Source organism: Nostoc sp., assembly GCF_036917235.1.
Classification (GTDB): Bacteria; Cyanobacteriota; Cyanobacteriia; order Cyanobacteriales; family Nostocaceae; genus Nostoc.
Window position 1 is genome coordinate 163,274 of sequence record NZ_JBALDU010000104.1, and the last position, 12,402, is coordinate 175,675.

The following is a 12,402-nucleotide window of genomic DNA, read 5'->3' on the forward strand; positions in this document are numbered from 1 at the left end:
ATATCAAGTTCGCTTAATGACTTATTAAACTCTAATCACCCCACCCCGCTAAAACATTGGGGAGGGGTGCAATAACTCTGGGAATTATAACTATTTTATTTTTTGTAAATCAAAAAAACTGAACCAATCGGCCCAAGGTTTTCTACATAAGTTTTCTGGTTGTAAGACAATCCTGGAGACATACCTCCATCAAATAAAATCCCTTCTTGAATCTTACCTAAACAGTTATTGCTAGCAATACCTTCCAAGACATTATCAAACATATCTGGTAGTAACTCTTGATTAAGTTGAGATAATTCAATCTCGGAATTAGCTTTCAAGTCATTAACTAATAAGATTACATAGCCTTGATTGGTGATAGCTGCCAGAGAGCGATTAGTTGCATTTTTACAAGCAAATTCTCCCAAATCTTGACAAATATCTTTAAACTTACCCTGACGATAGAATCTGCCATTACCGCCCACTAAATTGTAATTGAGAATATCGGTCTTTCTTCTGCCAGCTTGAATAGTAGCCTGTCGCTGCTGGGGTGTACCTCCTGATATTCCAAAGGAAGAACGTTTATTTTTAAATGCTCCTGAATACTCTACGCCACGAGAAATATTTAAGCCTTGGGGTTTATCATCAGTATCTATATAGTCCGCATTAATTGCGGCAATGGGTAGCTGTCCGTTTAACTTGGTATTTTCATCAGCGATGAGTTCATGAAACTGTTTTGCTACATATTCTTTACGTAGTTTACCTCTACTATCTTTGGCGTAGAGTTTATGAGATAGACCAACATTAACTTTGAAATCTAATTCTGCTGATTTGGGATTAAAAATAATTACATTGTTAATACCTTTGGGATTTTTTTTACCTTGATTATTGGTTTTAAAAAAATCAATACTGAACTTGGGATCTTTGCCAGAGCAACTTTTAGACGCTTTTGGGACTAAATTTGCTTCAATCTTTTGACAACCTGATAATAAGCTTGCACTAATTATCAAGATAAATAACAAAAATAATTTTTTTGTAGACATAATAATACAAAAAAAACCGCTACAGAATTACTATAGCGGGGAATAATTTAAAATTTCAGTCTGGAGTCAATCTCAGAGTATGTTTGAAAAGTCCTTAGTGATGTATCAAATACTCTTAGATCCCCCTAAATCCCCCTTAAAAAGGGGGACTTTGATTCCGTTTCCCCCCTTTTTAAGGGGAGCCAGCGCGGTCTTGGGGGTTTCCCCCATGAGCGACTGGCGTGGGCTAGGGGGGATCGATAAGTGCCTAAAATCACAGCCGACCCCTTTTCAAACAACCTCTCAGAGCCAAAACTTAAGAGAACCATTCTAAAACAGCTTCTTCTTTGGTGTTAGTATTCCGAGATGGTGTCTCACGATTAAATTTCATCTGAATTGAGCGGGTTTGCTCACCATCAGCAGCTACAGCCAAAATTGGGTAGTCAATTAAACCATCCTGGAAGGACATCTGGAAGCGGAATGTTCCATCTGGATTTAGCTGAATTGGACGGCCACCAATGGTTACAGTCGCATCGGGTTCGGTTGCACCGTAGACTATCAACTCAGCATCGGCAATTAACCAGAACTTGCGCGGACGTACTGGTACGGCGGAAGCCGAGAAGCCAACACCTGACATTCCTGCACCGGAAGCGGTTAAGCCAGACACGGTAGGAGTTGCCCACAGACCTACACCCGATGGGAAAATGTAGGAGCTAATAGCTTGTTCAGGACGTGCTGCACCTTGTTGGGAGCCGAAGATAGAACCAGCAACTCGTAGTGATTCGGCAGATTCTGCTAAACCAAATATTTCGTCGTAGATGGGGTTGCCATTCACAGCATTATTACCAACATTGCCATTGGCGGTAGCTGCAATCTTTTTGGCAGGGGGAACTAGTTCGTACTGAGTTTTGCCACGTAAATCTTCTTCAAAATTTACAGCGATGAAGACATCCTCAATCCAGTCAGAAGGATAGACGGGAGGAATGTGTACTCTACTAGAACGAGCTAGTACTAACCAACGACCATCAGCGGCACGATAGCCAATATCGATTGTATAATCGCGATCGCTAACTGGAACTGGTAGATACCATTCTCTAGCTAGTTCATCAGCAGGATATTCTTGAATGCTATGTGGGCTTTGGTATTCGATATCGATGTCGGTGACATCATAAATCCGTAGTGCTAGTTGTTGTCCGCCTTGCCGACGCAGTTCCTGTTTGTGTTCATTGGGAATATCCCAGTAAGTGTAAGCCCACTGAGGATCGCGCGGTAAAAGTACAATCCGGCTTTCACCATAGCCAGAGGGCAAATCTGCCAGTCCTTCATCAACATCAGCCAAAGATCCGCCAGTACGATCTTCCTGACCTAATTCAAACTTTGCAGCTTCCACGGTTTCTTGTGCCTCCAATGAACGAGATGGGCTGAGTAAGTTTTTGCTACGCTGGACTTCTTGTATTGATGCCAGTAGTTGTGATTTACGCATTCGGCTATAGCGAGAGATGCTATATTCGCTAGCAACTTTGCGTAGTTGGCGTAAGGTCATCTCTTCTAGTGGCGGGCGTTCTTTTGCCATTAATTTGGCCTCCAGTAGTTTAAGCGGTAAATGATTTCCCCTGGTTAAAGAATGCTATGTAAAATCTCATCCATTCCAGATGAATTTCTTATCCTGACTCCTGGTTTTGCCCAGTTTTTAAGTTTTTTAATCTGTTTTTAAATTGAGCCAACACCCTTTCAATTCCTTATTGTGCCAAAATTAGCATTTCTTTGGGATCGGAGGATTTTTGTTTGTTAAGTCAATATTAACCACTAAGCATATCTAGGGATCAAGGGGTCAGAGGTAGGTTTTTTAGATGTTTCACGAATTTATCAGCTCTTCTGGGATCTAATTATGATGATTTCATAACATTTATCGTGGTTTACACGTTAAGCGATGGCAATAATATCAAGTTTTCATGACATTGCACTTTTGGTTAGCCAAAAATCACAATCCACAAGGAAAGGAGTAGGATTCAAAGGGATTGGGCATTGAACCCACCGCTAAATTCCTAGTTGGCCAATACCGATCGCAAACCAAAGCGTGGAGCAAACTTAGTTAATCGTTACTTTAGCGATCGCCTTTCTCACCCACCGTTATGTGAAATTAAGTCCCCAGATAGTGTGTACCCGACCATCGAAGAACTTAAGCTTGGCGTATAAGTTTAGGGTTTAGGGAAATAATTATGAATAAGGAAACAGTTCCTAGTCAGGCTGAAAAGTCTAATCCAGAAGATGATGCGCCACAATTAAGTCCAGAGGTACTGGACAAAATCAAACACCCTGCGAGAATAGACGATGTTATTCGAGAGCAATCACCAGCAGAACGTAAAAGTAACCCAGCTTTAGTACCAGAAATGATTGACGATCCAACTGATGATTAATTGGGTTTGCAAAAGAGGAATCGGAAAGCTCAGATTCCCGACGTTTTAGAGGATGTCTGAGAAGTATCAAAATTGATCGAGATCCCCCCCAACCCCCCTTAAAAAGCTATCCATTAGTCACATCTTTATTTACAATCTTGAAACGCTTGTTCTGTCGGCATCTTGAACACTGAGGTGTCAAACATACTTGACAGATTGGCTCTTAGCCTTATCGCTAAAATTAGGTTTTTATTGAGAATTGATGACGAACTAATCAGGGTTAGAAAAAGCGTGAGTGAATACTCTCGCAAATGTTAAGAAAGATCCGGGTAATGGATAGCTTTTTAAGGGGGGTTAGACAGGGTGGTTTCATAGGAAAAAAGAAAAACACATAAGTCTTGATTTCTCGTTTTGTGCCTAGGTTTTTTCCCTCTCTCCAAACCTCTCCCCCACAGGGGGAAAGGCTTTGAAACCCAGTTTAAGTTTTTCTCTGTTTGTATGAAACCACCCTGCCTTTTTAAGAGGAGTTAGGGGGGATCTAAATCCAGCTTTAAGAAGTGAATTTCCACTCTACATTACTTCAAAATCTAAGATTACTTATCATCGTCATCTATACTAAGTTAGATTTAACAAAGATTAAATTTTATAACCAGAGTCGTATATACAGGTGCGATCGCAAAGTAATTTAATCATGAAATGTACCTAATTTCTGAAAACTAATATCCACACAAATTCTGTTGAAGACGCAACAAATTCTGTTGAAGACGCACATAAAATTCTAAATACTCTTCCTAATACCAGCAAAGTTTCCAAATTTTAAAACCAACAAAACTAAATATCTGGTGATAAATTATTAATCGAAATCAACTCAGGAATTATGCGAAATTATGAAATAACATAAGCACACCGCAAATGCGTCTTATTGGCACAGCCTCTCCTAAAAAATACCAGCAGCTTGCCACAAAGTTGTTGCGTAAGTCCTGATATTGTGAAACCATAGCTTGTAACTTGCTAATACAACTGCAACTAACCTGTCTCTCGCCTCACTCCAGAAAAAAGTACTGGTACTGATAACAATCATGACGCGATCGCCAAATTCAGAGAACAATCAGGAACCATCTAATCGTCGTCTGTGGCTCCTGCTTCTAGGACGTACTAGTTTGGCTCTGGGTGGGGTTTTGCTAGTTGGAATTATAGTTGGTGCTTGGTGGGCTAGAAACTATATATACAAAGATTTAGCACCGTTAGTACAGCAAAATCTTGAGCAATTACTGGGGCGTCCAGTAAAAGTTGGGAACGTTGAACGTTTTTCGCTTTCTAGTCTGAGATTTAGCTCTCTATCGATACCAGCAACTTCCAGCGATGCAGATCGGGTGGTAGCAAAAGCTTTAGAGGTGCAGTTCTCGCCGCTGCAACTTCTTCTTAGCCGAAAACTGGCATTAAATGTCACCTTAGTTCAACCCAACGTCTACGTTCAACAGGATAAAGATGGTCGTTGGGTGACAGCCCAAGTTAAGGCTGGGGAGGGACAAGGCTTTATTCAAACTGAGTTGCAGTCACTTCAAATTCAAGATGGCAATATAGAGTTGATGCCATTCGCTGCACCAACTAAACCCAAAGGCTCAGTCATATTAGATCGAGTTGGTGGTATTGCCCGATTTTCCGATCAAAATCAAAGGATCGGTTATGACTTTAATACTCAACTCGCCAGGGGAGGCGCTGTTAAAATTGTTGGCGAAACCCAACTCAAAGCTCAACAAACTAACCTCCAGCTTTCAGCACAAAATTTACAAGCATCTGATATTACTCGATTAATTCAGTTACCGATCGCTCTGCAAGCAGGGTATTTAAATGCTGACTTAGGGGTTCAGATTCCACCCAAACTTTCAGACATCGCAATTACGGGAACAGCTACAGCGAATCAAGTCACCGCTAAAATTCAAAATCTTCCTCAGCCAATTTCTAATTTTAATGGGAAATTTCTATTTCAGGGTCAGACAGTTACTTTAGATAATCTGAGTACGAACTTTGGGAAAGTTCCCATTCTGGCTAATGGAACAATTAATACTCAAACAGGTTTTAATGTTTCTGCTCAGATAAAACCTGTTACTGCGAAAAATATCTTAGATACCCTGAAAGTAAATTCGTCAGTCCCAGCTAGTGGCGAAATTCAAGCAAATATTAAAATACTAGGCGCACTTCAACAACCAATCGTCAGTGGTACAGTAAGTAACACAAAACCGATTCAAGTTGACCGCGTTCAATTTAAAACCATTAACACTGATTTCCGCTTGAATGCATCTCAAACTGCATCTCAACTTACTGTCTCCAATCTGAAAATAGTCCCCGCAGCTGGTGGTCAAATTATCGGCGGCGGTCAAGCTAATCTGGGAGCCAAAGATGGGGTAATATTTAATGCTCAAGCTGATGGGATATCAGGAGATATACTAGCAAAAAGTTATGGCGTTACTCTACCGATCGCAGTGGGGAATGTTTCAGCAAAAGCCCAAATTTCTGGCTCACTTCGCAAACAGCCTTTAAAACTTGATGTTTCCAATGTTCGGGTAACGCCGCCAGCCGGGGGACAAATCACAGCCAATGGTCAAATTCAACTTGCTCCCCAAGGTGAGGTAGGCGTAGATATTCAAGCTGAAGGTATCCCAGGAAATGCGATCGCTCAAGGTTATGGTATTTCAACTCCCATTAATGTTGGTGGTATATCTGCAAACGCTAAAATTACTGGTTCTCTGGGTACACCGTTAAATGTCAACGTTTCTCGCGTTCAAGCAAATCCAGAGGTAGGAGGGCAAGTCACAGCTAGCGGACGAGTTCAGCTTGCACCCCAAGGTAGGGTGGCGTTGATTGTGCAAGCAAAAAATATACCAGGAGATGCGATCGCTAAAGCCTATAATTCCTCACCCTCCATCACCATTGGGAATGTCTCGGCAAATGCCGATATTTCCGGCACTCTGAGCAATCTGCAAACAGTAGCGCGGGTACAAGCGCCTAGTGCCACCTATCCCACCACCGGACGAGTTGTTGTTACCAAACAAGGAGAGAATATCGTCTTTCCCGATGCGGTTGTGAACGTCGCCGGTGGGACAATCACAGCTCAGGGTCAACTTGCACAACAACGCTGGCAAGGGGTTGTCAAAACTTCTCAAATTCAACTCAACCGTTTCTCACCACAACTACGAGGACGGCTGAATAGCAATATACAAGTAGCTGGCACAACACAATCTTTCCAGCTTGCGGATATTCGCGCCGCCGGACAAATCAGCCTTCCCCAAGGAGTAGCGCAGCTGGCAAAACCGCTGACTGCAAGATTTCAGTGGAATGGACAGCAGATTATCGTTGAAAACGCAAGTACCGCAGGATTTAGTGCTAATGGTGCGATCGCTATTCAGTCTCCCCCAACTGGCGCACCCCAAATTGCCGGATTTGATTTAAATGTACTGGCACAGAATTTCAACTTACAAAATACTGGTTTTAAAGTTCCTGGGGACGTAGCAATAGCAGGACGACTGGATTTTAATGGAAAAGTTACAGGAACTCCAGATGTACCCCAAGCTAATGGGAATATCCGGCTGCGGAATTTCAATGTGAGTAACTTGGCATTTGACCCACTTTTAACCGGAAATGTGAATTTTCAAGGGGGACAAGGAGGAAGTCTGCGATTAGCTGGGAAACAAGACCGGATTGCGCTTAATTTAGGTGCAGATTATCGTCCCACCTCATTTTTAGTTAAACGCGATGAGGCAGTTACTACAGGTAGAACTGAGGGAGATAACTTGATTATCAACGCCCAACAGTTTCCCATCGCTCTTGTTGGCGGCTTTTTACCTAACAATCAATTGAAACCTTTGGGGGGGCAATTATCGGGTAATTTAGTTGTCAATCTGAATAATTATGCCATTGCGGGAGACGTTGCGATCGCAGGGCCTCGTGTTGCCAGAGTTGCAGCGGATGAATTTCGCGGCAGCATCAATTATGCCGATGGTACGGCTAGCTTGGCTAATGGTCAATTGCGGATTGGCGATACCAACATAGCTCTCAGTGGTAATGTGCAAGCAGGGAATGATCCGCAATTTCAATTCCAAGCTAATTTTGCCCAAGCCAATATTCAGAGACTTTTACAAGCGTTTAATATCTTCGACTTTCAAGACCTGAGTACCGGGTTGCAGCCTCCAACGTTAGCTGGTGCAGAAGCACTTCCAACTGAATCTATCAGTTTGCCTGATGCAGATTTGAAAACACAGTTAGCATATTTCTCGAATATTACAGCAGCACTTGCAAAAGAACGGCAAGCTGAAACAAAACAAACCCCATCTTTACCCAGCCTTGCAGAATTAACAGGTGCTTTAAACGGAGCAATTACAGCCAATGGCTCGTTAAAATCTGGGTTGAATGTTGGCTTTAATTTTCAAGGTGCTAACTGGCAATGGGGTAATTATTCCATCAATCAAGTCGTTGCTCAAGGCAATTTTGCCGATGGTATCGTCACCCTTTCACCCTTGAGTGTGGGGATTAATCAAGGACTAGTGGCGTTTTCAGGACAGTTAGGAACTGAGCAACTATCTGGAAAATTGAATGTAGCCAGTCTGCCCTTATCACTTTTAGAACCTTTTATCGAAAAATACCCCGTAGATATCACTGGTAATGTAAATGCTGATGCCACTTTAGCGGGTAGTTTGCAAGACCCCAGAGTTCAAGGGAAAGTAGCGCTAGCGAATGCAACTCTCAACAAGCAACCCGTGCAAACAGGACAAGTGAACTTTGATTACAACAAAGCTCGCTTGAATTTTGATAGTACCTTACTAGTAACAGGAACGCAGCCAGTCGCCATTACAGGTAGCGTACCTGCTCCTTTGCCTTTTGCCAAAGTGCAACCTGATAGCAATCAAATCAACATCAACGCAAATGTGCAAAATGAAGGATTGGCACTGTTAAATCTGCTTACCAACAATCAAGTCGCTTGGGTAGACGGTCAAGGAAAAGTAGATTTAAATGTTCAAGGTACTTTAAACGAACCAATTATCAACGGCAACGCCACACTTAATAATGCAACCTTTCGCGCTGAAGCCTTATCTGAACCTCTAACGAATGTCACAGGAACAGCGCAATTTAATGGTACTACGGTAAGCGTTGAAAATATCCAAGGTAATTACAATAAAGGGCAAGTAACTGCATCAGGCATCTTGCCAATTTTTGATCCTCAACAAGCCGCAGCGAATCCCCTGACAGTATCAATAGCAGACAAACTCAATTTTAAGCTTGCAGGATTGTATGAAGGTGGTGTCGGCGGCGATGTCGTGATTCGCGGCACAGCCTTAAAACCTGTAATTGGTGGAGAGATTAAACTGAGTGATGGTCAGGTAATTATTGGCAACTCGACTACTACTGCTAAAACATCAGCAGCGACAGCAGAGGCTAATACTAAGGTCATAAATCTAGATAGACAAGAGGTTAACCCTAACGTCACACCGACAGCAGAGAATAGCGCTAACTCAGTAGCTACAGTAGACGGAAGTACTAAGCCACTAGCTACAGTAGATGGAAGCACTAGCGCCGCAACTCCACCCAATTTACCTGTAGAGTTTGCAGATTTAAAGTTGATTTTAGACAAAGATATTCGGGTTACAACTCAGTCCCTACTAAGCTTTGTACCAGGAGGAGCGGCATTAAGTCAGCCTCTATTGAGGTTTGACGCTAAAGGCGACTTGACTATCAATGGTACATTAGCTAAACCACTTCCTGAAGGAGTCATTCGTTTGACAGGAGGAGGACTGAGCTTATTTTCCACTCAGTTCACCTTAGCGCGCGGCTATGAACAAACTGCGCGGTTTACTCCAAGTCAAGGACTTGACCCGACTTTGGATGTCCGACTGACGGCAATTGTACCGGAAGCATCAGCAAGGAACACTCAAACTTTGGAATCACCCTTGTCTTCTGAAGTCAGCGATGTTTCTGTAAACAACTTTGGGACTTTACGTAGCGTTACTGTTCAAGCTAGGGTGGACGGGCCAGCTAGTAAATTGGGCGACAATCTAGAACTGACGAGCGAACCTAGCCGTAGTAAGGGAGAAATAGTTGCTTTGCTGGGTGGCTCAATTCTGGGTTCTTTCGGTCAAGCAGATGCAGGCCAAGGGCTGACTAATTTCGCTAGTTCTACCATTTTAGGTAGTTTACAAGGAACTATCACTGCGATTGGACAGGCTGTTGGTTTCAGCGAATTTAGGATATTTCCGACTCCATCTATTACTAATGATGAATCAAAAGCATCAAGAGCTTCAATTCTTAATTTATCAGCGGAAGGTGTGTTTGATATTAATAAAAATTTCTCTGCCTCTTTATCACGCGCTCTTTCTAGCGATGACTCTTTCCGTTTCAATGTCCTCTATCGAGTCAATGACGAAATTCTGATGCGAGGCTCAACTGATGTAGGGGATGACAATCAACTTCAAGTTGAGTATGAAACCCGATTTTAAATTGCTGCATTGGCATTGTTAGCCGAAACAATCGCATTGTTAGTCGGCACAATCGCATTGTCAGCCGAAACAATCGTATTGTTAGTCGAAACAATCGTATTGTCAGCCGAAACAATCGTATTGCTGGCGAATAAATTAACTAGTTATATCATGTCCGCATAATTAGTTGTGATTCCCCTAGTCATTACACCCCACCCCTTAATCCCCTCCCCGCTCTTCGGGAGGGGAGACGAAGCGTAGCTTTGGCGGGGTGGGGTTCTTCGGGTTTAATAAGTAATCAAGCGGACATGATATTACCCGGACAGAATATCACTGATGATTAAGCTGTTGGTTTGGATGTTCTTGATTTGTTACTACAGGTGATGCTGCTGTCTCCACACTTTTTTCTTGGGCTTGTATTTCCAGTAGTTGGGGAATTGTCACAAACCTATAGCCTTGGGCCTTTAAACCTGCGATCATTTCTGGTAAAGCCTTGACAGATTTGGAACGGTTGCCGCCTCCATCGTGCATCAATACAATTGCACCGGGTTTTGCATATTTCAGCACATTTTTGACTAGTCCTGGAACTTGAGGCGAACGACGTTGAGCATCTCCCGATTCTTCTGACCACATCATGACAGCGTATTTCTCGTTTTTGGCATATTCGGCTAATCCATTATTCAGAAAACCCCCAGGAGGACGAAATAGAGTAGTTTTCTCTCCAGTAGTCTTGTAGATAATTTCTGCTGTACGATCGATTTCACTGGACGCAGTAGCTAAGTCCATGTGGCGATACCAATGATGCCATGTGTGATTACCAATTACGTGACCATCAGCAGCCACTTGCTTGGCAACTTGAGGAAAATATTTCACCATTTGCCCAATCATGAAGAATGTGGCTTTTACATCATTTTTCTTCAAGATTTCTAAAATCTGTGCCGTATTTTTGGGGCCGGGGCCATCATCAAAAGTTAGGGCAATAACTTTCTCATTCGGTTTTAGTTTCCCTTGATAAACGATTGTTCCCTGAAATGCCTTTGGCACTTCATTCATCTGGTCTGTGACTGGACTTATATTCTGTGCATCTGCACTCATCAGCTTGTTATAACTCGCTTTAGCACTCTCGCTTTTTGGTTTGATAATTCCCAACAAATGCTCAAATCCGCTTGTGGTTAAAAGCAAGCTGATACCTAAACTACTAGCACCAGTAACTAATGTAATAATTATTAGTTTCAGGAACAAAGATAATTTACGACTAGACATATTAAATCTCCTCAAATATTAGTTATTAGTTATTAGTTATTGTGGATTGGTTTTTCCCTGATGTTCCCATACCTTTACCCCGACTTGATATTACTCTTAGCCTGTTGTAATTAACATATTTACTACTGAAAGAAAAAAGAAAACAATAAAATACCTTGAAACATTCCAGCTAAAGGATGTCTCAATTTATTCTGTACTAGTTTGCTATCATGATTAAACCGAATAAAATAATACTCAGTAAATTTAGCTGACCAGTAGAGCCAGTAATGATAGCAGTATAACCGTAACCTGGAGAAATGCTAGGTAGTCGTTGACCAATAGAGTCGATGTCAATATTTGCTATTTGTTTGCGATCGCTTCCAGCGGGCGGTTACGCCATCGCAGTTTTTGCTTATCTTTGTAAAGAGGCAGAAGGTGACAACCTCCTACCTCATATCCTCTTCAATCTTCGTCAAGGGCTGGGAAAGCTTCTTCAAGCTGCCACAACCGATCTTTATTTTCAACGAACCAAATACGAGTTTCTGGAGTTAATTTACTCCAAATGTCTTCAACAGGGATGTGAGGAGATGCATACTGGTAGTGTTGACCAAGTGATTTGAGATTGTCCGCCACATCACGGGGAATTCCGAATTGTTCCCAGTCAACTGTTATATGTCTTCCCGAAACTCCGGCTGTAGGGTCGAAAACCAGTTGTGCCGATCTGACTAAATCAGCAAAGTGTTTCGGTTTGAGTTTGGTGATTTCCTGAATTTGGAGTGATTCGTTATGCTCTTGAGACATGATCGCCGCAGTGGTAAAGATTAGTGGTCTATTGAACTTACTGCCAGAGATTTTTATCCCAATATTTTTACTTTAGCGCAGACCCGCTAACTCGATCGTGACTTAACAAGACTTGGGGTTTGAGCAAATCGTTTGAGGTGAGCAAATTTACCACGCATTTATCAGTACAATGTCTAAGCTATAGGAATCCGGTTTGATTCCTGAATACCGACTTACTAATGAGCAAGCATTTTGAATAAGTCAAAGGTCATTTTGCTTGTGGAAAACACTGAAAATAGTAAGCAAACTGGGGTTTGAATAAGTCAAAGCTCATTTTACTTGCGGAAAACACCAAAATGAGTAAGCAAACTGGGGTTTGAATAAGTCAAAGCTCATTTTACTTGCGGAAAACACTGAAATGAGTAAGCAAACTGGGGTTTGAATAAGTCAAAGCTCATTTTACTTGCGGAAAACACCAAAATGAGTAAGCAAACTGGGGTTTGAATAAGTCAAAGC

At 42.1% G+C, this 12,402-nt stretch carries 8 protein-coding genes; 3 read left to right on the plus strand and 5 right to left on the minus strand.

Going from position 1 to position 12,402, the window contains the following annotated elements; translation table 11 throughout:
* Positions 1 to 95: 95 nt before the first annotated feature.
* Together V7K44_RS30240 and V7K44_RS30245 are read right to left on the minus strand one after the other, a co-directional pair.
* Positions 96 to 1,022 carry a phosphodiester glycosidase family protein gene (locus V7K44_RS30240; protein WP_334937326.1) on the minus strand — a complete coding sequence of 309 codons (927 nt, stop codon included), beginning with the start codon at positions 1,020 to 1,022 and terminating at the stop codon, positions 96 to 98.
* Positions 1,023 to 1,317: 295 nt separating this feature from the next.
* Entirely contained in the window at positions 1,318 to 2,574 is a 1,257-nt protein-coding gene (locus V7K44_RS30245) for a DUF4912 domain-containing protein (protein ID WP_334937328.1), read from the minus strand.
* 476 nt (positions 2,575 to 3,050) lie between these two features.
* Here V7K44_RS30245 and V7K44_RS30250 point away from each other — a divergent pair, with 476 nt between their 5' ends.
* Entirely contained in the window at positions 3,051 to 3,197 is a 147-nt protein-coding gene (locus V7K44_RS30250; RefSeq protein ID WP_334937330.1) for a hypothetical protein, read from the plus strand.
* Positions 3,198 to 3,220: 23 nt separating this feature from the next.
* Positions 3,221 to 3,418, plus strand: coding sequence for a hypothetical protein (locus tag V7K44_RS30255; protein WP_334937332.1), 198 nt, complete (start codon positions 3,221 to 3,223; stop codon positions 3,416 to 3,418).
* A 916-nt stretch (positions 3,419 to 4,334) separates the two neighbouring features.
* On the opposite strand, the gene V7K44_RS30260 is transcribed toward V7K44_RS30255, so the two are convergent.
* Positions 4,335 to 4,478, minus strand: coding sequence for a hypothetical protein (locus V7K44_RS30260; RefSeq protein WP_334937334.1), 144 nt, complete (start codon positions 4,476 to 4,478; stop codon positions 4,335 to 4,337).
* Between V7K44_RS30260 and V7K44_RS30265 the strand changes: the two genes are divergently transcribed.
* Positions 4,477 to 9,885: a translocation/assembly module TamB domain-containing protein gene (locus V7K44_RS30265; protein ID WP_334937336.1), complete on the plus strand. Its 5,409-nt coding sequence runs from the start codon at positions 4,477 to 4,479 to the stop codon at positions 9,883 to 9,885. The genes V7K44_RS30260 and V7K44_RS30265 overlap by 2 nt on opposite strands.
* A 309-nt stretch (positions 9,886 to 10,194) precedes the next feature.
* On the opposite strand, the gene V7K44_RS30270 is transcribed toward V7K44_RS30265, so the two are convergent.
* A complete protein-coding gene (locus tag V7K44_RS30270) occupies positions 10,195 to 11,127 on the minus strand; it encodes a polysaccharide deacetylase family protein (RefSeq protein ID WP_334937338.1) in 933 nt (310 codons plus the stop codon).
* 441 nt (positions 11,128 to 11,568) lie between these two features.
* Positions 11,569 to 11,907, minus strand: a complete 339-nt coding sequence (locus V7K44_RS30275; RefSeq protein WP_094347761.1) for a hypothetical protein — start codon at positions 11,905 to 11,907, stop codon at positions 11,569 to 11,571.
* Between the last annotated feature and the right edge of the window lie 495 nt (positions 11,908 to 12,402).

Coding starts and splice junctions, on each gene's coding strand:
- V7K44_RS30240 (WP_334937326.1), bottom strand. CDS start 1,022: ATGTCTACAAAAAAATTATTTTTGTTATTTATCTTGATAATTAGTGCA.
- V7K44_RS30245 (WP_334937328.1), bottom strand. CDS start 2,574: ATGGCAAAAGAACGCCCGCCACTAGAAGAGATGACCTTACGCCAACTA.
- V7K44_RS30255 (WP_334937332.1), top strand. CDS start 3,221: ATGAATAAGGAAACAGTTCCTAGTCAGGCTGAAAAGTCTAATCCAGAA.
- V7K44_RS30265 (WP_334937336.1), top strand. CDS start 4,477: ATGACGCGATCGCCAAATTCAGAGAACAATCAGGAACCATCTAATCGT.
- V7K44_RS30260 (WP_334937334.1), bottom strand. CDS start 4,478: ATGATTGTTATCAGTACCAGTACTTTTTTCTGGAGTGAGGCGAGAGAC.
- V7K44_RS30270 (WP_334937338.1), bottom strand. CDS start 11,127: ATGTCTAGTCGTAAATTATCTTTGTTCCTGAAACTAATAATTATTACA.
- V7K44_RS30275 (WP_094347761.1), bottom strand. CDS start 11,907: ATGTCTCAAGAGCATAACGAATCACTCCAAATTCAGGAAATCACCAAA.